Genomic DNA, 22,771 nt, shown 5'->3' on the forward strand with positions numbered 1-22,771 from the left:
AAACCGCCCTGGTCAATCGGCCAACATCAGTTCGTCTGTTTCTGCCTCGCCGCGTGCAAAGCATATTTGGCGGGCAAATGATACGACGGTTGCTCCCACAGCACGGCATTCACACTGTCACGCAATGGGTCGGCGTCAGCTTTGGGCAATGTCTTCCCGGTAGAAGCGATGAACGTTGCTGGATGATTCAGGAGTCGATCGAAGCTCGCAATCACTGGGTCAGGCGCTTCCGACGACAGCGGAGGTTTCCCGGCAAACGCCGAGAAGGACACGATGGACAATGCGGCCGCGAAAATCGCGTTCAGTGTGGACTTGTTCATGGTACTTCCTTTCGATCATGTGAGCTGTCATGTGCGGAGGGCACAGCGAAAGGATATTTCCGACAACTGAAGGAATTCTTAAGGACCGCGATCATTCAACCGCTCGTCGTGAAGGCTCTTTCCCGGTACCAGCTGGCGAATTCGGGAGACGTCAGTGGGCGGCTGATGAAATACCCCTGAGCCTGGTTGCACCCCTGCTCTTCCAGATAGGCGAGCGCCTCTTCTGACTCGATGCCTTCGCCGACAATTTCCAGGTTCAGCGTTCGGCCTAAAGCAATAATCGCCATGGTAATGGCCTTGCTTGAATTATCGTGTCCCAGCCGGTGCACAAAGGACTGGTCGACCTTCAGCTTGTCCAGCGGAAGATTGCTCAGACGGCTGAGGCTGGAATACCCTGTACCAAAATCGTCCAGTGCAATCTGGATGCCGCTGGAGCGGATGTGATTCAGCGTGTTGACCGCCTCATCGATATTCCCCATCACGGTGCTTTCGGTCACTTCGATCTGGATACACGCCGGGTTCAGACCAGCGTCCTTGACGATCGACTGGAGCTGCTGCGCGAAACCGCGCTGCCGGAACTGCAGTGGGGATACGTTCAACGCCAGATTGATCGGCGGCAGGCCTTCTTTTTGCCACGCTAGATGTTGGCGACAGGCTTCAACGGCGACCCATTCGCCGAGCTGGGAGATGAGCCCGGCGGCTTCAGCAACGGGAATGAATTGGTCGGGACCAATGATTCGACCATCGTCTCCGGTCAGCCGGAGCAAGGCTTCGACATTGGCAAGGCGTCCCGTCTTCATGTCAATAACAGGCTGGTAGTGCAGCACCAGGCCGTCTCGTTGCAGGGCACGCTTTAGCCGCGCTTCGATTGCCGAGCTCGCATTGGCCCGATTATGCAGTTCGGGCGTGTAGGTGAAATAGTTTCCGCGGCATTCGTGTTTCACTTGATACATGGCCAGGTCGGCGGCATGAATCAGCGTATCCACGTCTGTGCCATGCTGCGGAAACTCGCTGATGCCGATGCAGGCCGATATGGAGAGGTCCAATGTGTCGATCTCGAACGGATACGAGAGCGCGTCGAGGATATGCTGCGCTACCGTGGCAGACGAATACACATTGCCGACCTGGTGGAGCACAACAATGAATTCGTCGCCCCCCAGGCGACCAACGAGGTCCTCCTTGCGTACGCAGGTCAGCAGGCGTTTGGCGACTTCCTGCAGGAGCCGGTCGCCGATTTCGTGTCCATAAAGATCGTTGATCGGCTTGAACCGGTCGAGATCGATGAACAGGAAGGCTCCATGCGCATGGCCGCGCTGGCCCGCGGCGAGCAAGCGGCTCGCATATTCGAATACCAGGGCCCGATTCGGAAGTCCGGTCAACGGGTCGTGCTGCGCGGCGGCAAGCACCCGCTGCTCGGCAAGCTTGGTGTCGGTGACGTCGCGGTAAAAAATGGCCAGCCCATCGCCATAAGGAAAGGCATTCATCTCCAGCCAGAATGTGCGTCCGTCGGGGTAGGTATAGGTATGGCCATATTTGACCCGAACGCGCTCTGCCATCGCGTGCTTGTAAAGCCTTCCGATTTCCGTGCGTTCTATTCCAGGCCAGCCTTCCCACACAGTACGTCCGACCACCTCCGAGGCCGCACGTTGTTCGAGGCGCAGCGCGCCTGCATTGATCTGCACCACGTGAAAGTCACGGTCCAGCAGCACGAAGCACTCATCCATGTTGTCGAGGATGTCGCGACTGCGGTCACGCTCCAACACGAGGGCCGCTTCAGCGCGCGCTCGCTCGACTGCCGCCCACGTTCGCTCGGCCACATCCTGCGTCGCAACGATATCTTCCTTCGTCCAATGATAGGGATCGCGGCGGGACACATTGAGATTGGCAATAAGGCGGCCCGATTTCACGAGCGGAACGACCAGCAGCGAGCGGATGTTCAAGCCTTCGTAGGCCTCCGCATAGGCAACCGTACGGCGGTCGCGACGAACGTCGTCAATCACCAACGGCGTCCCGGAACGCAAGGTGGCAATAATCTCTTCGCCATAGTCACTCAGCCGCCCGCCCGACGGCAGCGCGGGTAACGGGAGTGCCGACCACGTCGCACTGGTGGAGAAGTTTTCCAGTTGATCGTCAACTTCGGAGTAGAAAACCTGTGTTGCGCCTAAATGTTCGCCCAGCAGTTGCGTCGCTGCGGCAGTAATGTCGCTGGCACCGGTCAGCCCACGCAACTTGTCGACGAAAGCAAGCTGAAAGCCCTGTCGCCGTTCCGCGAGAACGCTCGCGGTCGCGTCCATGCCGACGCCGAAGGCGCCGACAACGACTCCGCCGTCAAAGACAGGTGAATGCGAGAACGTCGCCCATATCTGCTCCTTGTATCCGCCGCGCTCGAAGGTGAAGAGTGCGTTTTCAAAGGATGTGGTCTTGCCTGCCCAGCCTCGCTCAATGACAGGTTCAAGTTGAGGCCAGATTTCCGGCCAGATGTCCTGGTAGGGCTGACAGAATGCGGCGGGGTGTTTGCTGCCGAGAAACTGGTGTCGGTAGGCGTCGTTGTAGATGGAAAGAAGCCGGGGGCCCCAATTGACCATCATCGGCACCCTGGACACAAGAATGTTGTTCACCAAGGCAATCAACGTCGGGGGCCAGTTCTCCGGAGCGCCGATTGCACATGTTGTCCAGTCGAAAGAGCGCATCAACGAAGCGACTTCGCTGTCCTCAGCAAGAAAGGCAAGACTGTCGAGGGCACTCTTCATCAAGAGATTCTTACCAGGCAAACAGGAAGCAATGTCTGATCTTCGATCAGTGGGCGCGATTTCCGTTCGTGTCGGCGGGAAGTCGGGCACGCGGAGCTTGCGTTGTGTGTGCTCAGTCTTGCAGTTCTTTCCTCGCCCCGTTCTGCGCTACAACAATTCGCTTCTCATTACGCTTCAATGCTGGGTCGCAACGAATGCGATTGACGCCAGTCACTGCGCCGGACGGCGATACGGTACTTGCGCAGCCCCTTTCAGCGCCGCAAGGGTCTCCTCCACAGTCATAAGGACAATCGTCTCTTGCGATTTGATCGCCCCGCGTGAGGAAAGAACAAGGGCGACGGACGCCATGCTGGTATTGTCGGGTGCTTCCCAGAGCGTATATCCGTCGTACTGGCCGAAGGCGTACCAGAACCCGTGGAGCCGGCCACCGACCGATTCGATGATGACGCGTGCCATGTCGCGCCGGTCTTCCGGACGGTCAATCATGGCGCTCCATGTTTCTGGCGTATAACTGAAGCGGGTGAGATACATGGTCATGGCGGCCTCCTTTCCTCATGTCTCAGTGTTGGGACACGGTCTTCTCCTTGTCAAGCACGCGAGCGTGGAATTGATTGCACAAGCAAGGGAGACCGCAGGAGGAAACAGGAGGAGCGACCGTGTTCGGAAATCGGCCGCCAGACGCGATCAATCAGCGGATAAACCGGTGAAGCACATCTCGGAACCTGGGATTGTCCGCACTCTCGAGCCACTCGAACGCCACCATCTCACGGCTGACGATCTCGGCGCCATGTTGCTGCATCCGCCCCAGGGCCAACGCCTTGTCGCGTGCCCGCCGCGAGCCGACAGCTTCTTCGAGGACGAATACGTTCCGCCCAATGGAAAGAAGGTCGAGTACGGTCTGCAGGACACAGACATGGGCCTCTGTCCCGACTACGATCCACTGTTGTCGGTCTGCACCAGGGAATTGAAGCAGCGTATCGTCGGCAACGGCGGAGAAATGTGTTTTCTCCACGATGCAGTCGGCAGGAATGCGCGAACGCAGGGCTTGATCCGTCATGCCGATCCGTGCAGGACAATGTTCCGTCACCAGCACGGGGACGTGGACTGTTTGCGCCACATCGACAAGCCAGGTCGCTTCGGACAGGACGGCGTCCCCGCCATGAATGACGGGCAATAACCGATGTTGAAGATCGACGACGAGAACGACGGACTCCGATACCTTGATTCGCATGATTTTTTCATCTCTGGAGAAGCGCATCCAATTGCGAGTGCTTCTCGCAACATGCTCTTCCTCTGCTGTCCGAAGTCGCGAGCCGCGAGCCCGGGGAAGTAGCCAACGCCTGATGGTAGCATTTGCCAAGAAACGCAGGCGCGCAGCAAATGTAGCGAAGCTTGCAAGGATGGCGTCACATTTGGATGTGAAATGACAATGCAAATAGCAGCATTAGAGAAGCAGCTCGATTTTCTGCGGGAAATCGACCGGCTGAAAACCGTTGTAAGGCAATCGCCGCTGCTGGACAAAAGCCGGAAAGAAAATTCGGCCGAACATTCCTGGCATCTGGCGATGTATGCCTTGCTGTTGAGCGAGTATGCCAGCGGACCTGTGAATACGGATCGCGTCATACAGATGCTCTTGTTGCACGACGTCGTCGAGATCGACGTCGGCGACCATCCCATCCACGGCGGATCTTCAAGCGCGCTACAGCTTGAGCAGGAATCCAGGGCAGCAGAGCGATTGTTTGGCCTCTTGCCCCGACCGCAAGGCGACGCCCTTCTCGCCTTGTGGCAGGAATTCGAGCGCGCAGAGACAGAAGATGCGAAGTTTGCGAAGGCGCTCGATCGTTTTCAACCGCTCCTCGTGAATATATTCACCGGCGGAGGGACCTGGACCGAGAACAATGTGTCACTTGAACAGGTTTTTTCGCGGTATGGTCCCGCCATCAAGCGCGGCGCGCCGCTGCTGTGGGTGGCATGTGAGCAATGGGTCATTCAGCACTTTGCAGGGCGCGTGTGAGGCTTGAGGAAAAGACTTAAGCGGGAATCGCTCTAGTCGCCCCTGGCGCCACCCCCAAATGAAAAAGGACCGGCAAGCCGGTCCCGAACGCTGCTCTCGCTGCGATTCTTGTGCGGGTCTGTCGACCTCTTTTTGTCCAGGCTCCGCCATCAGCGGAAACCGGATCCTGCCCTTGTGCGCCGGGCAGGAAGGTCAATCAGCGGGTCATGATCCAGTTGGTGATGACCTTCAGGTCACCCTTGTCCTTGGTCTCGATTTCCTTGTGCTCTTCTTCCGTGCCGTCCTCGAGCTTCACCGTCGGGCTGGTGGTCAGGTTCTTGAGGATCTTGGCTTCGGCGTCCGGCTTGCCCTTGAACTTCTCGGCGATCTTCTTGTACGACGGACCCTTCTTGGTCTTGTCCATCGCGTGGCACTTGAAGCAGCCCTGCTTCTTCAGGTACGGCTCGACGTCGGCGTCGGACATTGCGGCGAAGGCCGGCGCGGACAGCGCGGCGCTGAGGGCAAACACTTGGGCCAGTTTGAGTGCGATCGATTTCATGGCGTTACTCCCAAAAAAATGAAGCGTGGTATCAATGATGTTCGGAATGTTCGTGCCAGCCGGTGACCATCATCTTGATCATCGAGGTCGGCTTTTCGCCGGTCGTGGCGAGGTAGATGTGACCAATGAGGAACAGGAAGATCGCCGAGCTGCTGGCGAAGTGCAGGAAGGCCACCGGCAGCAGGCCATCCATGCCAAACAGCTTGTCCGGCGCGACGCTGGGGAAGAAGTAGATCAGCCCGGTGATGATCACGACCGGCAGCACCATGTACATGATGATCCAGTACAGCAGCGCCTGCAGCGGGTTGAACTTGATTTCCTTCGTCACGGCGTACGGATGCGGATCACCCTTGAAGATGCCCCACATGTAGTACTTCGCCTGCTTGATGCAACCGGCGATCACCGGCGAGCGCGGGAAGTACTGCAGCCCGTTGCCGGTGAAGATGTTCATGATGAAGTAGAACGAGTACGCGCAGGCCAGCGCGATGCCGGCGATGTCGTGGATGCGCGCCGCCAGCGAGAACTCGACCAGGAAGCGGCCGGGCGCGGCGAAGTGCAGGCTCATGCCGGTGACCGTCAGGGTGATGATCAGCAGCGCGTTCGTCCAGTGCCACATGCGCAGCCACAGCGGCAGCAGATAGATACGTTCACTCATTTTGCATTGTTCCTTCTCTTCTTGGCACCGAGATAGCGGATCAGGCCGTGGCCGAGTACGCCGAGGAAAGTCAGCGCCGCGATGACCAGGATCGCCGTATCCAGCAGCGGATGGCGGGTTGCCCCAATCACGTACGAGTTCGACAGGATGACGCTATTGGCGAAACCGTACTTCTGCTTTTCATCGTCGGCCAGGTGACGGTACAGGCGCGTCGCGAGTTGCGAATCCTTGGTGTGGCAGGTTACGCACATGCGCTGGGCCTTCTTCTCGCCGAGGATTTCATGCGACAGCCCCGGCTCGGCGGAGGTGTGGCAATCGATGCAACGGACCGACTGCCAGTGCAGCTTGGTGTTCGGCAGCCACTTGTGTTGCTCGTCCAGGTCGGGGCGTGCGACTTTCTCGCCTTCCTTGCCGCCCACCTTCATCGGTGCGAACTTCTCGAACTTCTTGTCGGAGGTATGGCAGGAGATGCACATCTTGTTATCCTGCGCGACCATCTTGCGCGGATCCTTGAGCTTGCTCACCAGGAAGATGCCGTGGCTGCCGTGGCAGTCCATGCATCGAACGGTGTTGCCGCCCTTGTGCGTGGCCAGCTTGCCGTGCTGCGTACGTTCGTAGGACTTGAACTGGTCGTCGTGGCAGTCGCCGCAGGACTCAAGCACCTTTTGCTTGAAGGTCACGGCGGATGTATTGCCGACCGAGTGGGCGGTGTGGCAGTTCGAGCAGCTGGCGGCCTTGCTGTCGCCTTCGTCGATTAGCTTTTCACCGTGGATGGAACCTTCGAATTCCTCGAGCTGGTCCTCATGGCAACCCTTGCCGCAAGCCGCCGGTTCGTTCTGGCGCCATTCCTTGCGTGCTTCGGTGTCCTTGGGGGGGATGTCGAAGGTGTGCGTGTTGTGGCACTGCGAGCAGGTCGCGTTGACCTTGTTCTCGTCATCCTGGCTTTCCTTCGCATGGAAGGATTTCTTGTAGGCGTCGATATTCTCGACGACTACGCCCAGGCGTGCCTTCTCCTTGGCCTTGTTGTCCTTCTTGGCCTTGGCCCAGAGGTCCTCGTGGCAAGTCGCGCAATCAGGCTTCTTTGCCTTGGGGTCGATCTTGTGGTTGGCCTTGCTGTCGACGATTTCGGTGTGGCAAGCCACGCATTCCATTTTTGCGTGTACGCCTTTACCGAATTTCTCATTTTCGATAACGAACAATTCCCGCTTTTCGCCATCGACGCCTTTGGCTTCCAGCTTGCCCTTCTTGCCGCCATGGCAGTCCTGGCAGCTTGCGTTGTCGAGTTTATGGGAAGCGGCTTCTGCAGGAACGGTAGCCAGCGCGCCCGTCAGGCAAAGCGCCGCGGCCACCATCCATGTCTTCAGGCTGCCGAGCGGCCCTGTGATTTTTGTTCGGAATGCAGACGGGGTATTCATGATGTCCTGGGTAAGGCCGATGAGATGCCGCCCGGGATATGCAAATTTCGCGCCAGAAATTGACGCAAATCAGGTGGGAGGCATCCCGGGTGCAGCAATGCTGCACCCGGTGCGGCCGGTTAGAACTGATAAGAAAGCGATACGCCGACGAAATGCACGTTGTAGTTCGGGCTGGTTTCGTTGGTCCCGATGACGTTGGCGAGCGTCGCCGGCGCCACCTGGTCGATTGCCCAGTCAGCCGAGCTGAAGCGTTCGAAGATGTACTTCACCTTGACCGACACGTCCTTCTGCAGCTTGTAGGTGCCGAAGAGGTCGAGGCGGCGCAGGCTGGTCTTCAGGTCGGGCAACGGCGTTGCCTGGGTGGCTGCGGCGATGGCCGGGCCGGTCCAGACGGTCACGCTGCCGGTGGAGTTCGCACGCACCAGGTCGCCGCCGACTTCGTACTTGCGGGCCGGAGCGTAGCGCACGCCGGCGCCGAAGGACACGGTACGGTCGACGATGCCGGCGGTCCAGTCGAAGCCGGGGTTGGTCACCGCAGCACGGTTGCCGCCCAATGCGATGGAACGCTGGCCGGTGCTGTAACGGTCCACCGAGGTGAACACGTGGCCGGAGAGCGCATCGGTTGCACGGAACGAAGCGTCCAGGTTGACTGCCCAGCCGGTCGCGCGCTGCAGGCCGTACTGCGAGGCGTGGTAATCGTCATCCTTGTAGTCGACGTCCATGTGCAGGTCGACGCTCTCGGTCGGCGTGATGTTCAGGAAGGCCTTCACCTTGTCGCGCTTGCGCGGCGCCATGAAGAACTTCTTCTGTGCCGGGACGTTGTCCCACAGGCCATTCAGCGGCAGGGTCGTGGTGAACTGCGTCGCCACGTACGCCGGTGAGAAACCTGCAACGAACGGTGCGGAAGCATCGTACTCGGAGGTCTTGCGATCCGAATAAGCGTAGCCGAAGCCGCCGGACACCATATCGTTGAAGTGCTGGTGCACGTCCGCCTTGATGGTGTGCTCGCGCTCGTCCTTGATGGCTTCGAAGGTCTTCTTCGCCCATTCGTAGTCATAGCCGAGCTTGAAGGTGGTGCTGTTCGTGTAGTGGTAGTCGAACTCGGCATCGATCTGCTGCTTGGTGCTGCTGCCCGGCAGGTTCGTACGGACCTTGCCCAGGCCTGCAGCCGCCTGGCTTTGCGAGTCGCCGCCGATGTAGGCGTACGTTGCCTGCGGCGTCTTGTTGTCGCGTTCGTCATAGCGGTACAGCGCGTGGAAATTCAGCTTCGGCATCAGCTTGGACGCGATCTTCAGGTCCAGGTGCGTGGTGTCGATGCGGCCGTCCAGCGAGGAACGCGGCAGCGGTGTTGCCGTTGCTGCCAGCGCCGGGTTGACGGTGTACGGCAGGAAGGCGTCGTTCTGCAGCATGCGGCCGAGGCTGAAGCTGCCGGACACGCGGGTGTCCTTGGTCAGCGTGTAGCCGGCGGATGCGCTCACCTGGTGGAACTGGTTGTCCGGCGGCAGTGCGAGCGAGCCCTGGTTGTAGGCGGACACGCCCGGCGTCGTCGCCGCAACCCACACCGAGGAGGCAAACGGGTTGGCCCAGGTCAGGGCGTTGTTCTGGTTGCGGAAGAACGAACCGTAGTAGCCGAACTGCATCTGCAGCTGCTTGTCGGTGTAGCGTGCAAGCGCTTCGATCTCGTCGGTCGTGTAGTTGACCGGTTCCGGCAGGATGGCCGCACGCGGATTGCCGCCGCTGTTGCCGATGACGGCGCCGATGAAGCGGTTGCCGTCCTTGTGCTCGCGCTTGACGCGCAGGTCCACATCCCAGCCCTTGGGCAACTGCTTGGCGAAGCCGAGGCCAACCGCTTCGCGCTTGGACTCGACGTTGAACGGACGCATGCTCGCGTTCAGCGTGGTCATGTTGGTGGTGGCGGCGCCGCGCACGAAGCCGGGCGGCAGCAGCACATTGGTGCTGCCCGGGTTCAGGAACGGCGTCTGGTACGAGTCCGAGAACAGCTTCGGGATCTCGTCGTACGAGAGACGGAGTCCGTAGTTGCCCTGCTCGCCCGTCTCGATGTTGAGGCTGCGCGAATTCAGGCCGAGGTCACGTGCATTCAGCATGAAGTAGCCGGGACCGTCGTTGAAGCGGCGGTTGAGCTCGACGTTGCCGATCAGGTGGGCGCCGGAACGGTTCAGGCCGGTGTAATCACCGAACTTGAAGCTGTCGTCGGAGACCCAGCCCATGCCGACTTCGACGGTGCTGGTCGGGGTGATCAGTTCACGGATTTCATCGTCTTCCGCCCAGGCGGCCGTACCGATGGCTGCAATCGAAACCGCGAGGATGGTGCGTACCAGACGCGGTTGAAACTTGGTGGTCATGTTCTTTCTCCTTCGCGATTAGCGGGTGTAGCGTGCGCCGGACGGATGGTTGGTGCCGTGGACCTGCGTGTGGCAGCTTGCGCAGGAGCGGAGCAGCAGTTGCTGGGCCGGTGCGGTGCCGCCGGCAGTCGTCGGCAGGCCGCGGCCGCTGTACGGGTTGCCCGGATGCTGCGTGAAGTCGTGGCACTGGCTGCACAGGTACGGCTGGCGCGCCTTCAGCAGGGACGGGTTGTTCGAGCCATGCGAGTTGTGGCAATTCATGCAGTTGTCGCTGGCGACCGGGTGTTCGAACAGGAACGGACCGCGCTTCTCGGTGTGGCAGGTGTAGCAGGTCTCGTTGACGGTGTTCTTGATCAGCTGCTTCGGACCGGTGGAGCCGTGGGTGTTGTGGCAGCTCGAGCAGGTGACCTTGCCTTCGCGCATCGCATGATGCGACGCCTTGTACGACTCGGCGCGCTGGTTCTTGTGGCAGGTGAAGCAGACTTCGGTCTGTTCTTTCTTGTCGCGCACCTTGTCATGCTGGGTGTGGACCTTGTGGCAGGAGGTGCAGGTCACGCCGTTGGCGGAGTGCGCGCTGCTTTCCCAATGCATGCGGTTGCCGCCCTGGTGGCAGGACTGGCAAACGGCATCGCGCTCCTTGGCCGGAACGGTCGAATCCTTGGAGAAGTAGATGTCGGTCTTGGGCGGCTTGTCCTTGCCCTTGTGGTCGGCGTGCTTGTCGCTTTCCTTGTGGCAGTCGCGGCAGGTCGGCGTGCGGGGGTCGCCCTTGGTGCCGTGCTTGCTCTTGCCGATGGCGAGCAGCTTGGGCTCGTCAGCCTCGTCGTGGCAGGCGGTGCATCGTGCGTCGCCCTTGAGGACGAGGTCCTTCTGCGGCCGCTTGGCGTCATCCGCCGCGAAGGCCGGTCCGCCTATTGCCATTCCCAATGTCAGCGCCGCGAGGGCGGCGGCTTTTTGCCATAGTTTCATCTTGAATCCCCTTAAATTTCCGTTCTAAACCCCGAAGACATCGCAGCGATGCCTCGTGTTGTCATGCCTCTGTTGCAGCGAGACCGCACTTCCCCAAATTGGCCCCGCGCCGCTTTTCCTGCCCGCTTCGCCTTGCCGCGCATGCACGGCAAAGCAGTTCAGGCCCCACGCATGGAGCCGTTCTGATGTATCGAATCCTGCGGGATGGATGCTGCGGACTGCTGCGGGATGGTGTCGTGTGATCTCTGTTACTAACCCTTAATGTTTATAAGGGTATCCCTCTGGAAACTGTCGCACAACAACAACAAGCCCATTCGTTGCGCACCCGGTAATCCGATTCCGCTTTCATTGATCCACGTCAACCATGGCCGAGACCGGACTTAAGCTGGGTCAACGTGAAAGAATCCAGCGGATGATGTTCCGCAGCTCCTTTTCATCCTTCGTCTTGGGGATGCGGTGCTCATCTTCATCACCTGATGCCGTCTTCACGACCGGCCCCGTGGTGAGGTGCTTGATCAGCTTCTCTTCCGCGTCCGGCTTGTCCCTGTATTTCGCGGCGACCGACTTGTATGACGGTCCGTCCTTCTTCTTGTCGACCGCGTGGCACTTCAGGCAGTCTTCGCGGCGCGCGAGCGCAAGCGCCGCGTCCTCGTCGACCGCATCGGCCGCGACGGCTTCAAATGACATCAACATGACGGCTGCGGCGGCGGCAGCTGCGATCCGCTTTGCAGAGGTGATATTCATGACCTTCCCTTTTGATTTCAAAACGATTGCATGGGGACGCGGTCCCCTTCCCTTGATTAGCGGGTCAACACCACTTTCTGATAGAGACCGCCGAAATACGTCGACTTCTCGATACCCGAAAATGCCATGTCTTCGGGCAGGTACGTAGTAATCTCGTTCTTCCACAGGTCGTCCGCATACGGCTCCAGCCTGCGCAGAAGCGCGCGCAGCGGATGACGCACCGGATTCCAGTCGTCCGGGCCGTGGTAGTCGACGATGATGACCTTGCCGCCCGGCTTGACCACCCTGCATGCTTCGGCAAGCGTTCGGCGGCGCACGGCCTCCGGCTGCTCATGCAGCAGGAAGAACACCAGGACGCGCTCGTAGCTGGCGTCGGCAAAACCGAGTGCGGCGGAATCGCGCTGGAACAGCGAGATGCGGGTATCGGGCGGGAGCTTGCGTTTCAGGTTCTGCAACTGGATCGACAGCACGTCGATCACGTGCAGCTTGCCGTCTTCCGCGATCCGTTCGCGCAGCTTCGGCGTGAGGTCGCCGTAAGCGCATGCCACCTGCAGGGTCTTGCCCTCCGCCTGCGCCCCGATGTCCTCCAGGGCGGCATCGCGCAAGGCCGAGTAGTTCCCGAAGAGAATCAGGTTGACCAGCCATTCCCGCTCGAACACCCTGACGGCATTCGGATGAACATAGGCCCACCAATAGATCTTCTGGAGATAGGCCGGCACTGAAACCCTTGCCGACGTCTGGTCGAACTCGACGGGGTCTGCATGTATCGCACCATTCAGATCGCCCTTGCCCGTTACCAATTCATTCATCCAAAGTCTCCTCGAAATGGGGTGGCAAACTAGCGCGGCTCCGACTGCACGAAGACGCCGCGGCGCCAAAACCGCTGCCGGCCGGTATCAGGAAGTACCGGCTTCATTCAAAAATTGCCACAAATTCTACTTGCACACAAGCAAGAATTGCACCAGATATTGCCCGTGCTCAAGATGCAAAAAGCGGGGCGTCTCGCGACTGCCCCGCTTTTCCTTGCACATCTCTCGGTGTTAATAGAACCGGTAGATGTAGGTCACACCCACGAAGTTGACGTTCTGGCGCGGACGCTGGCTGAGGAACGTGCCATCCGTGTACACCCACTGCGACCAGGTCCAGTCATTGGTGGAGTAACGGTCGAAGATGTAGTCGAAACGCAGGCTCGAATTCTTCTCCAGCGCGTAGATGCCAAACAGCTTGAAGGTGCTTTGGCGCGTGTAGAAGCTCGGAAGCGAGTCGATTCCCGTCCCGGTGACCGCCCGTTGCTGGTAAATGTCGTTGATGTCGGAGTGGCTGACATCCGCGCCGATTTCCAGTTTTGAGAATGCCTTCCCACGAATGCCAACGCCGAAGGACTTGCCATCGTTGACCAGGGTCGATGCCCAGACCTGGGTCGCCCCCGCCGGACCGTTGCGGTCTGCCCGATTGGCGACGGTCTCGTTCTGCGACAGCCAGGCGTTGGCCTGCCACTCATCGTTGATGGCGTAGGCGACGTCGAGGGAATGGTTCTTCGACGTGCCGTCGCGCAGACCGAACTCGTCCGCCGTGCGGTGCGCGTAGTCGTCGCGCGTCTGCTCGGTCTGGAACTGGACCGAGAACGCCTCGACCGGCGCCCAAGTCAGGGAAAGGCGCAGCTTGTCGCGCTTGCGGTCCGACAGGTGCAGCGGCGCGATCAGGTTGAAGGCGGAAGCCGTCGTCGCGCCGTTGACGCAGGTCACCAGGCCGCAATTGAGCACGTTGGTGCGGAAATCCGAGCCGTCGCGATCACTGTGGATATAGCCGATGGAGCCAGAGACCGTATCGGAGATCGAACGCTGCAGCACGGCGCGGTAAGACACTTCCTCGGTCTTGTCGCGGAAGCTGACCGCGCGGATGGCGGAGGTGTTGCGTTCCTTCTCGACATAGTCGATGCCGCCGGTGACGCGCAGGTCCATGGGCAAGCGATAGCTGGCTTCCACCTTGCTGTTCAGCGTCTTGATCGAGCGCGGCTCGTTCTCGCCGTTGTAGCTGGACGTAGGCGACACGCCCGCGTTCGTGTACAGGCGGATCGGCGTCTTGTCGTCGCGATTTTCATAGCGAGCGTCCGCCAGCAGGTACAGCTTGGCGGTGGGACGCGACGTAATGCCTGCCTGCAGCTGGGTGGTGTCCATCCGGCCGTTCAGACTGCCCGTGGGAGAAATGCCGGGCGCGACCGCGACACCGCTGAGGAACATGTCGTCCTGCGTGGCGCGGGTATAGGCGGCCTTGAAGGTTGCCTTCGTCGCCGGCGTGAAGGTGTAGTTGCCGCTCAGCGCGAGCTGATGCGACTGCGAGTCAGGCGGCAGGCCGATGACATTGAAAGTCGCCAGGGTGGGATGACCGCCTGCGATGTTCAGCGCGGTGTTGTGGTTGTTGTACCAGGTCCCGTAGTAGCTGCCGGCGAGATACAGCTTCTCGGTCGTGTAGCCGAGAATGGTATCGAGCTGGCGGGTGGTCGAATGGACCGGCTCCGGCGCGAATTCCCATGCCGAGATCGCGGCGGCATTACCGCGCGCAAATACGCGCGAGCCATCCTTCTCTTCGTTGCGCACACGGACCTGCAGGTCAAAGCCGTTGCCGAGGATCTTGCTATAGCCGAGGCCGAGCGCCTCGCGCTTCATCTTCAGGTGCAGCGGCACTTCCACGGCAGCGGCCGACGACGGCACGGTCAGGTTCGGCGTGCCGATGCCGGTGACCGCCGTATTGACGGTGTACGGCTCGAAGCGCGGGATTTCGCTGTAATCCAGATAATACGCCCAGTCGCCCTGACGCTCGTGCGAGAAGCGCATGTCGCGGCTTTCCAGACCGAGGTTGCGTCCCTTGACCTTGATCCAGGTACCCGTGCTGTCGTCGCGCTTGATCACATCGACGTTAAGCAGGCCGTACATGCCCTCTTCGTTCAGGCCGCTGTAGATGCCGAAGCGCGGTGCGTCCTTGCTGAGGTAGCCGGCGCCGACGGCGATCGTGCTTTGCGGTTTGGTGAGCTGGTCGATTTCCTCGTCGGCGTGGGCAACCGCAGGCATCCAGGCGCCGATGACGGCGGCTGCGATCGCGGAAAGAGGAAATACAAATTGCGTTTGATTCTTCATGATCATTTCCCCTTTTGCATTAACGGCGCTGCGTACGTTCGTTGGCGAGGTTCGCCGGGTTGTTCGTGCCGTGCGTATTGGTATGGCAGTTCACGCAACCACGTGCGAGCACGTTGTTGGCAGTGCCGGCACCGTTGAACGTGGCGTTGCGACCCTGGTGCGTTGCCGGCTCATGGCATTGCTGGCAGAGGAACGGCGGGCGGGCCTTCAGCAGGTTGGGCTGGGTGCTGCCGTGCGGGTTGTGGCACAGCGAGCAGTCTTCCTGCGCCGGCTGGTGGCCGCGAATGAACGGGCCGCGCTTCTCCATGTGGCAGGTGTAGCAGGTGGCATTCACGCTGTCGCGCTGCATCAGGCGCGGGCCGGCGGAACCGTGCGGGTTGTGGCAGTCGGAGCAGACCATCTTGCCGTCCTTCGTCAGGTGGCGGGACGGGCGGCTGTACTGGGCGCGCTGTTCCTTGTGGCAGGCAAAGCAGACTTCCGGCTGGGTGTTCTTCTCGCGCACCTTGTCCTGATGCGTGTGCATCTGGTGGCAGTTGGTGCAGAGCACGTCGGCGGCTTCGTGGGCGCTGCCCGACCAGTGCGAACGGATGCCCGACTTGTGGCAGCCGACACAGGACTCGATGTCCTTGGACGTGGCCTTGCCCTTGGCGCCGAGGAAATCGACAGGAGGACGGACCGGCGTGTTCGCGAGATTCTTCACGTGCGCTTCGCTCGTGCCGTGGCAGGACTGGCAGGACGGCGTGCGCTTGTCGGCCTTGACGCCGTGGCGGGTCTGGTAAATCGACAGGACCGGATTCTTTTCCGACTGGTCGTGGCATCGCGTACAAACCGCGTCTTCGGGACGCAGCTCGCGCATCAAATCCGCCTGCGTGTGCTTCGTGCCTTCGGCCGCGTGGGCCGGTAGTGCCGCCGCCAGACCGGCGAGCATCGCCAGCGACGTGGCGATCTTCTGCCAGAATTTCATTGTGTTCTCCCTGATTGTGCTGAATGCGGGGCAGGTGCTTCCCTCACCTTGCCGCCGTCGTGGCATTGCCTTGCTTACTGCGAAAGGATCCACTGGACCAGGTTCTTGATCTGGTCAGCGTCCTTGGTCTTCGGAACCTTGTGGTCTTCCTCGTGGCCGTCTTCGAACTTCACCTTGACGCCGCCAGAGAGATGCTTGATCAGCTTCGCCTCCGCATCGGGCTTGGTCTTGTGCTTGGCCGCGAGTTCCTTGTACGAGGGGCCGTCCTTCGCGCGGTCGATACCATGGCAGCGCAGGCAGCCTTCCTGGCGGGCCAGCTTTTCCGCAGCCGCTGCGTCAACGGCGTGCGCGGACGGCGAGATTGCGAGCGCGACTCCGACCATCATGCCGGACGCAAGCAACATCCTTGTCGTGCTTGTCGATTTCATCTATGCGTTCCTTCCTTCAATAGGGACTGGAATGGATTTGCTCTTTGTACTGCACAGGGACACTTGACTTGCAGGGAGAAAACGCGGAGACGAAGAGACGTTCTGCTGCTCGCTTCAACAACCTGCTGCGGATGTACGGTGCATTCACGAATAAATCCCCAACAGATGGAAGGTTATATGTCCGAATTTGTTCTCACAATGAAATATGTTGTTACATCGATGCAGATTCTCTTGTTAATTCACATTCATTGACATGGATCAACCGGCATCGAAAGCCGATGTCGAATGCATCAATACGTGCGAAAAAACATCACTGCGAAAAAGCACATTCGTGCGCCCGAAAAAAAGAAGGTGCACAGGGAGAAAAGCGGCGTCGCGAAGCGTCATGTACATGACGGCGCAACGTAATGGAGGAAGTGTTTCCGTCCTCTTGCAGGATCGAGGACGCAAAAAAAAGCGCCGCTCGAGGCGGCGCTTTGCATGCTGCGATGCTTACCCGTTTTTCCTGTTGATCGTGATCTTCAGGTTGGCGGCACCCGGCGCAACCGGTGCGGTCACGCCTTCAAGATCGCCAGGCGCCGGTGTCGCGCTGCCATTCTTCGATACGCGCGCGCCAACGACGACCATCGGCACGCTCGAAAGCTTGGCCTCGGGCATCATGCTCATGCTGTCGTTGAGCTCGAAGCTCGCCGGCAAGTCCTTCACTTGCTTGCGCAGGACCGCCAGCGGGAAACGCGGGCCTTCCGCCGCACGCGCAAAGATGAACACCGTGTCCGTGTCGGCCACCTGGGCGCGCAATGCCGGATCGATATCCACTGTGCCGGTTACCTTCGCGCCGCTGGCTGCGGCCTTCGGCGCTTCAGGCTTGGCCTGCGCCACAGGAGCCATTCCACCCAGCTTCTGCGCCTCGGCAATGCTGCCGGAGACGGAGCGCGCGACTTCGGAATCGGCAGGCACCAGCGCCATGATTTTCTGCCAGCGCTCGACAGCCGCCGCATAGTCCTTGCGTTCAAACGCCGCACTACCCCACAGGGCGATCGCCTTGACGTTCTGCGGATCGATCTGCACCGCTTTCGCGGCAAGCTTTTCCGGTTCGCCGACCAGCGTGCGGCCAAGCGCCATTGCCAGGGTATCGGCGTAGTCGGACAGCAGGTTAGAGTCGTTCGGAACGAGTTGCACCAGGCGCGCGTAGGCATCGGCCGCCTCCTTGAAACGACCGATCGCGTTGTAGGAACGCGCGAGCATGTGCCAGCCTTCGATATTGTCCGGTTCGTTCTTCAGGCGCTCCGCCAGGGTAGCGACCATGCCTTCGATCTGTTCGGCCGTCACTTCATGCGAATTCTGCTGGTGCGCGGACGCGACCTGTTGCGCCGGATCCATTGCCTCGGGCGAACCTACCAGCAGGTAGGTCGAAATGGCGATCACCGGCACTGCCACGCCCACTGCGCCGGCAGCCCAGCGCTTGCCGCCGTCGACGGCGGGCGCCGCCTCTTGCGGCCGGACTTCCTCCGCCACGCGGCGCTCCAGTTCATGGCGTGCGCTTTCGTATGCGGCCTGTTCGATCAGCCCTGCCTCGCGGTCGGCTTCGAGTTCACGCAACTGGTCGCGCAACACGGCCAGGTTAAGCTGGTCGCGCTGCACATGGCCTGCCGCCTGCTCCTTGCGCAGCAGCGGCGGCAACAGGAACGCGAGCGCCGCGGCTACCAACAGCCCGGCGCCAATCAGAAATACTGTCATGCTTTATCCTTCGTATCGTTCGCGCCTTCCAGCAGGGACGCTGCGCGCTTGAGTTCGGTGTCGGGCATCTCGGCCTGCGCGACCTGGCGGCGCGACAACTTGCGCACCAGGATCAGGATGCCGCCGATCAGCAGAACAAACGGACCGAACCACAGCAGGAAGGTGGTGCCCTTCATCGGGGGACGGTACATCACGAAATCGCCGTAGCGCTCGACCATGTAATCGACGACGGCCTTGTCGGACATGCCGCTGGCCAGCTTCTCGCGCACCTGTTGCTTCAGGTCCATGGCGAGTTCGGCGTGCGAATCGGCGAGGGTCTGGTTCTGGCACACGAGGCAGCGCAGCTCTTCGGACAAGGCCATCACGCGCTTTTCCAGCTCGGGATTGTCGCTCGCAAGCGCCGCTTCCTTCGCCAGCGCGAAATCAGCTGAAACGGCCGATGCCGCCAGCAGGAGGGTGAACAATAATTTACGCACTCTTCAACTCTTTAATCATGGGCATGAGCTTCGTGTTGATCGCTTCCGGCGTCAGCGGCCCGGTGTACTTCATGCGGATCACGCCCTTCTTGTCGATGACGAAGGTCTCGGGCACACCATAGACACCGTAGTCGATGCCGACGCGGCCGTCATTGTCGAACGCGGACAGCGCGTACGGATTGCCGAAGTCGTTCAACCACTTGATGCCGTCCATGCGGCCGTCCTTGTAGTTCAAGCCGATGACCGGCACGACGTTGGCCTTGGCGAAATCCATCAGGTAGGGATGCTCGGCGCGGCAGGACACGCACCACGATGCCCAGACGTTGAGGATCCACACCTGCCCTTCCATGTCCTGAGGCGAAATCGTCTTGTCCGGCTGGTGCAGCTGCGTCAGCTTGAAGGCGGGCGCCGGCTTGCCGATGAAGGGAGACGGGATTTCACGCGGGTTCAGGCGCAGGCCGACACCGAGGAAGACCAGCAGACCGACGAAAATACCGAGCGGTAGCAAAAAGCGTTTCATGTTTTCCTATCGATTAAACCGGTTTCGCCGCCAGTTGCGCCGCCGCCTCTTTCTTCTGGCGGGCCGCGACGCGGTAACGACGGTCGGATGCGGCGAGCAGGCCGCCGATTGCCATGATGATGCAGCCGCCCCAGATCCAGCCGACGAAGGGCTTGTGCTGCACGCGCACGATCCACGCGCCGTCCTGGGTCGCCTCGCCAAGCGAGACGTACAGGTCGCGCGTAAAGCCGCGGTCGATGCCGGCTTCGGTCATCGGCATCTTCTGCACGAGATACATGCGCTTTTCCGGATGCAGCACGGTGACCTGCTTGCCGTTCTTCACGACTTCGAAGGTCGCACGGGCGGCGATGTAGTTCGGGCCCTTCACTTCGTTCAGGTCCTTCATGGTGAAGGCGTAACCGTTCACGGTGGCGGTTTCGCCGACGCGCATGTTCACATCCTTCTGGTCGTCGAACCCGCTCACCATGGTCACACCGACGACGAAAACGCCGATACCGACGTGTGCAATCAGCATTGCCCAGTAGCTGCGCGGCTCGCGTGCAAGGCGCTTGGTCAGCGGCATGGCGGCAGGTGCATGACGCACACGCTCCACGACGTGCGATACCGAGGCGAAAACGATCCAGATAGCGAATGCAAGACCTGCTGTCACCATCGGGGAGGCGGCAAGCACGATGGCCAGTGCCACGGCGACACCGACAGACGACAGCGCAACCCAGCGCAGACGACGCAGCAGTTCAGGCAGCGAGGCTTCCTTCCAGCGCACGAACGGACCGGCGGCAAGCAACACCAGGACCGGAATCATCAGCGGCACGAATACCGACTGGAAGTACGGCGGGCCGACGGAAATCTTGCCAAGGTTCAGTGCATCGAGGAACAGCGGATACAGCGTGCCGAGCAGCACCGTGCCGGAAGCCACCAGCAGCAGCACGTTGTTGACCAGCAGCGCGGACTCGCGGGAAATCAGCGAGAAGCTGCCGCCCAGGCCCACCGACGGAGCGCGCCATGCATACAGGAGCAGTGAGCCGCCGATCACGATGGCGAGGAAGATCAGGATGAACAGGCCGCGCTCGGGATCGGTCGCGAATGCGTGCACCGAAGTCAGCACGCCGGAACGGACCAGGAAGGTGCCCAGCAGCGACAGCGAGAAGGCGATGATCGCCAGCAGCACGGTCCAGTTCTTGAAGCTGCCGCGCTTTTCCGTCACGGCCAGCGAGTGGATCAGCGCCGTGCCGACCAGCCAGGGCATGAAGGAAGCGTTTTCCACCGGATCCCAGAACCACCAGCCGCCCCAGCCGAGCTCGTAATACGCCCAGAAGGAGCCCATGAAAATGCCCAGCGTCAGGAACATCCATGCCACCGACGTCCAGGGACGCGACCAGCGCGCCCATGCGGCATCCAGCTGGCCGCCCATCAGTGCGGCGATCGCGAACGCGAAGGCGACCGAGAAACCGACGTAGCCCATGTACAGCAGCGGCGGATGGATGATCATGCCGAAGTCCTGCAGCAGCGGGTTCAGGTCGCGGCCATCGGGCGCGCCCGGCAGCAGGCGGTCGAACGGATTCGAGGTGAACAGCAGGAACGCGAGGAAGCCGACGCCGACCAGGCCCATCACGCCGAGCACGCGGGCGACGGTTTCATCCGGCAGCTGGCGGCTGAACAGCGCGACCGCGAAGCTCCACATCACCAGCATCCAGATCCACAGCAGCAGCGAGCCTTCATGGCCGCCCCACGCGCCTGCCACGCGGTAGTACACCGGCAGCGAGGAGTTGGAGTTGGAGGCGACGTAGGTCACCGTGAAGTCATTGTTGACGAAGGAATAGATCAGGCAGGCGAAGGCCACCGTGATCAGGAGGAAGTTGCTCGCCGCCGCCGGACGCGCCAGCGCCATCCAGCGCTGGTTGCCCTTGAAGGAGCCGGCGATGGGCAGGATACCCTGCACCAGTGCCACGGCCAGCGCCAGCATGCAGGCGAAATTGCCAAGTTCTGGAATCATTTATTTCACTTCCTTTGCATCCGGCGCGGCCGGCGTAACGGACTGAGGCGCTGCAGCGGCAGCCTGTTCGCCGGTCTTTTGCTTGGCCGCGTCCTCATGGGCCTTCTTGACCGCATAGGCTGCTTCGGAAGGCATGTAATTCTCGTCATGCTTGGCCAGCACTTCGTCGGCGGCGAACTTGCCGTCCGCGCCGAGCTTGCCCTGCGCCACGACGCCCTTGCCTTCCTTGAACAGGTCGGGAAGGATGCCCTTGTAGGTCACCGGAATCTTCTTCGCCGTGTCGGTCACGACAAACGCGACGGTCACGCCGTCGGCCTGGCGCTTGATGCTGCCCTCTTCCACCATGCCGCCGATGCGGAAGCTGCGGCCCTTGGGCGCTTCGCCGGAGAACACTTGTGTCGGCGTGAAGAAGAACACCATGTTCTGCTGGAATGCAGACAGGACCAGCCACGCTGCCAGTCCCAGTGTGCCAAGCCCCGCCGTGATCAGGATCAGGCGCTTATGCCTCGTTTTCATTGCTTTCCCTCCGGTTGCTGCGTACCCAACGCCCATACAGTTTCATTACCGAATTGCGGCGCATGCGTACCGCAATCACTTCACCTGCGACCAGGACGACCGTCATCAGGACGGAGCCCCACACGTAGAGCGCGTAACCGCCCATCGCGAAGAAGTCGCTCCAGCTATTCCAGTTCATGTGTTTCTCTCCACGTATTCCTTCACCCAGTCGGTATGGCGCTCCCGCTCGAGCACGATGCAGCGCACGCGGAACAGCGCCACCGCGATCGTGTATGCCCACGAAGCAAGGGCCATTACCAGCATGCCGAGCAACATGGTCATCGCCATGCTCGGCGCCTTGGTCAGGCTGACCGACGATCCCTGGTGCAGGGTATTCCACCACTGCACGGAGAAGTAAATGATCGGGATGTTGACGACACCGACCAGGGCCAGCACGGCACCCGCCTTGTCGGCACGGCGCGGGTCGTCGATCGACGCCTGCAGGGCCATGAAGCCGATGTACAGGAACAGCAGGATCAGTTCGGAAGTCAGGCGCGCATCCCATACCCACCATGCGCCCCAGGTCGGCTTGCCCCACAGGGCGCCGGTCCACAAGGCGAGGAAGGTGAACATCGCGCCGGTCGGTGCCAGCGCGGTGGCCATCATGGACGACAGGCGGGTATTCAGTGTCAATCCGACAACCGACCAGAACGCCATCACGATATAGATGAACATCGACATCCACGCCGCGGGCACGTGGATGAAGATGATGCGATAGGACTCACCCTGCTGGTGGTCGGTCGGCGCGACGACGAAGCCGATATACAGACCGACAATGGTGAAGATGACAGCCGCAGTCGCAAACCAGGGAATCATCTTTCCCGCAAGTGGGAAAAAGGTCTGCGGCGATGCGTACTTGAAAAACCCCGAGCCGCTGGATTCGGCTCTGGTAGCGAAGGTTTGGTTGGCAGTGGACACTACGGCAATGCTCCAAGAAAAGTTTCGATGTCAGCCGGACCCTGTTCAAGGTCAAGAATTCCTGCGGCGACGTTCCCAGTTTCAGGAATTTCGCTGACAGCATATCGCTGTCTGCCTTCGGATTCCACCGGATCCGCATTTTCCTCATGAACCTGGCGGGATTTCGGCGTCTGACACGCGGCTGGTACAACCTGGCTGTCCTAAAGCAATCGCTGTGCCACGGAGTTTCCGGTAGTACTTGTTTCACTCGGACAGCACAGGGCGCGGACAGTTGCAGTACG

Annotated in this window: 22 protein-coding genes; 1 reads left to right on the forward strand and 21 read right to left on the reverse strand. The window is 60.7% G+C overall.

All coding sequences use genetic code 11. The annotated features are described in order from the left end of the window. Positions 1-26: 26 nt before the first annotated feature. The 4 genes from ACNOHI_RS22805 to ACNOHI_RS22820 form a co-directional block, all read right to left on the reverse strand. Positions 27-320, reverse strand: a complete 294-nt coding sequence (locus tag ACNOHI_RS22805; protein WP_420477014.1) for a hypothetical protein — start codon at positions 318-320, stop codon at positions 27-29. A 95-nt stretch (positions 321-415) separates the two neighbouring features. Continuing rightward, positions 416-3,070 (reverse strand): putative bifunctional diguanylate cyclase/phosphodiesterase, encoded by a 2,655-nt coding sequence (locus ACNOHI_RS22810; protein WP_420477015.1) that lies wholly within the window; start codon positions 3,068-3,070, stop codon positions 416-418. 210 nt (positions 3,071-3,280) lie between these two features. Next, positions 3,281-3,607 (reverse strand): GYD domain-containing protein, encoded by a 327-nt coding sequence (locus tag ACNOHI_RS22815; protein ID WP_420477016.1) that lies wholly within the window; start codon positions 3,605-3,607, stop codon positions 3,281-3,283. 151 nt (positions 3,608-3,758) lie between these two features. Then, a complete protein-coding gene (locus ACNOHI_RS22820) occupies positions 3,759-4,301 on the reverse strand; it encodes an isochorismatase family protein (RefSeq protein WP_420477017.1) in 543 nt (180 codons plus the stop codon). A 198-nt stretch (positions 4,302-4,499) separates the two neighbouring features. On the opposite strand from ACNOHI_RS22820, the gene ACNOHI_RS22825 reads away from it, so the two are divergent. Then, positions 4,500-5,084 carry an HD domain-containing protein gene (locus ACNOHI_RS22825; RefSeq protein WP_420477057.1) on the forward strand — a complete coding sequence of 195 codons (585 nt, stop codon included), beginning with the start codon at positions 4,500-4,502 and terminating at the stop codon, positions 5,082-5,084. 196 nt (positions 5,085-5,280) lie between these two features. Here ACNOHI_RS22825 and ACNOHI_RS22830 read toward each other — a convergent pair whose 3' ends face one another. From ACNOHI_RS22830 to ccmC, 17 genes are all read right to left on the reverse strand, one after another. Then, positions 5,281-5,622, reverse strand: coding sequence for a c-type cytochrome (locus ACNOHI_RS22830; protein WP_420477018.1), 342 nt, complete (start codon positions 5,620-5,622; stop codon positions 5,281-5,283). Positions 5,623-5,653: 31 nt separating this feature from the next. Next, positions 5,654-6,277: a cytochrome b/b6 domain-containing protein gene (locus ACNOHI_RS22835; RefSeq protein ID WP_420477019.1), complete on the reverse strand. Its 624-nt coding sequence runs from the start codon at positions 6,275-6,277 to the stop codon at positions 5,654-5,656. Continuing rightward, positions 6,274-7,692 carry a cytochrome c3 family protein gene (locus tag ACNOHI_RS22840; protein ID WP_420477020.1) on the reverse strand — a complete coding sequence of 473 codons (1,419 nt, stop codon included), beginning with the start codon at positions 7,690-7,692 and terminating at the stop codon, positions 6,274-6,276. Before ACNOHI_RS22840 ends, ACNOHI_RS22835 begins: the two co-directional genes overlap by 4 nt. Positions 7,693-7,811: 119 nt before the next feature. Then, entirely contained in the window at positions 7,812-10,055 is a 2,244-nt protein-coding gene (locus ACNOHI_RS22845; protein WP_420477021.1) for an MtrB/PioB family decaheme-associated outer membrane protein, read from the reverse strand. An 18-nt stretch (positions 10,056-10,073) separates the two neighbouring features. Next, positions 10,074-11,021 (reverse strand): DmsE family decaheme c-type cytochrome, encoded by a 948-nt coding sequence (locus ACNOHI_RS22850; RefSeq protein WP_420477022.1) that lies wholly within the window; start codon positions 11,019-11,021, stop codon positions 10,074-10,076. Positions 11,022-11,411: 390 nt separating this feature from the next. After that, positions 11,412-11,765 carry a c-type cytochrome gene (locus tag ACNOHI_RS22855; protein ID WP_420477023.1) on the reverse strand — a complete coding sequence of 118 codons (354 nt, stop codon included), beginning with the start codon at positions 11,763-11,765 and terminating at the stop codon, positions 11,412-11,414. A gap of 56 nt (positions 11,766-11,821) precedes the next feature. Further along, positions 11,822-12,574 carry a rhodoquinone biosynthesis methyltransferase RquA gene (gene rquA / locus ACNOHI_RS22860; protein ID WP_420477024.1) on the reverse strand — a complete coding sequence of 251 codons (753 nt, stop codon included), beginning with the start codon at positions 12,572-12,574 and terminating at the stop codon, positions 11,822-11,824. A 231-nt stretch (positions 12,575-12,805) separates the two neighbouring features. Further along, positions 12,806-14,899, reverse strand: a complete 2,094-nt coding sequence (locus ACNOHI_RS22865) for an MtrB/PioB family decaheme-associated outer membrane protein (RefSeq protein WP_420477025.1) — start codon at positions 14,897-14,899, stop codon at positions 12,806-12,808. Between the two features lie 19 nt (positions 14,900-14,918). Further along, complete coding sequence (locus tag ACNOHI_RS22870; protein WP_420477026.1) at positions 14,919-15,863, reverse strand: DmsE family decaheme c-type cytochrome; 945 nt, start codon at positions 15,861-15,863, stop codon at positions 14,919-14,921. A 74-nt stretch (positions 15,864-15,937) separates the two neighbouring features. Next, the gene (locus ACNOHI_RS22875) at positions 15,938-16,291 is read right to left on the reverse strand and encodes a c-type cytochrome (RefSeq protein WP_420477027.1); all 354 of its coding nucleotides are present in this window, start codon (positions 16,289-16,291) and stop codon (positions 15,938-15,940) included. A 492-nt stretch (positions 16,292-16,783) separates the two neighbouring features. Further along, positions 16,784-18,028: a c-type cytochrome biogenesis protein CcmI gene (ccmI, locus tag ACNOHI_RS22880; protein WP_420477028.1), complete on the reverse strand. Its 1,245-nt coding sequence runs from the start codon at positions 18,026-18,028 to the stop codon at positions 16,784-16,786. After that, entirely contained in the window at positions 18,025-18,504 is a 480-nt protein-coding gene (locus ACNOHI_RS22885; protein WP_420477029.1) for a cytochrome c-type biogenesis protein, read from the reverse strand. Before ACNOHI_RS22885 ends, ccmI begins: the two co-directional genes overlap by 4 nt. Further along, positions 18,497-19,024, reverse strand: coding sequence for a DsbE family thiol:disulfide interchange protein (locus tag ACNOHI_RS22890; protein WP_420477030.1), 528 nt, complete (start codon positions 19,022-19,024; stop codon positions 18,497-18,499). The genes ACNOHI_RS22885 and ACNOHI_RS22890 overlap by 8 nt, the downstream gene beginning before the upstream one ends. Positions 19,025-19,037: 13 nt before the next feature. Further along, positions 19,038-21,017 (reverse strand): heme lyase CcmF/NrfE family subunit, encoded by a 1,980-nt coding sequence (locus ACNOHI_RS22895; RefSeq protein WP_420477031.1) that lies wholly within the window; start codon positions 21,015-21,017, stop codon positions 19,038-19,040. Beyond that, positions 21,018-21,533: a cytochrome c maturation protein CcmE gene (ccmE, locus tag ACNOHI_RS22900; RefSeq protein WP_420477032.1), complete on the reverse strand. Its 516-nt coding sequence runs from the start codon at positions 21,531-21,533 to the stop codon at positions 21,018-21,020. Next, a complete protein-coding gene (gene ccmD / locus ACNOHI_RS22905; RefSeq protein ID WP_420477033.1) occupies positions 21,517-21,711 on the reverse strand; it encodes a heme exporter protein CcmD in 195 nt (64 codons plus the stop codon). Before ccmD ends, ccmE begins: the two co-directional genes overlap by 17 nt. After that, a complete protein-coding gene (gene ccmC / locus ACNOHI_RS22910; protein ID WP_420477034.1) occupies positions 21,708-22,388 on the reverse strand; it encodes a heme ABC transporter permease CcmC in 681 nt (226 codons plus the stop codon). The genes ccmD and ccmC overlap by 4 nt, the downstream gene beginning before the upstream one ends. Positions 22,389-22,771: the final 383 nt, after the last annotated feature.

It is taken from the genome of Noviherbaspirillum sp. ST9 (assembly GCF_048799745.1).
Classification (GTDB): Bacteria; Pseudomonadota; Gammaproteobacteria; order Burkholderiales; family Burkholderiaceae_D; genus Noviherbaspirillum.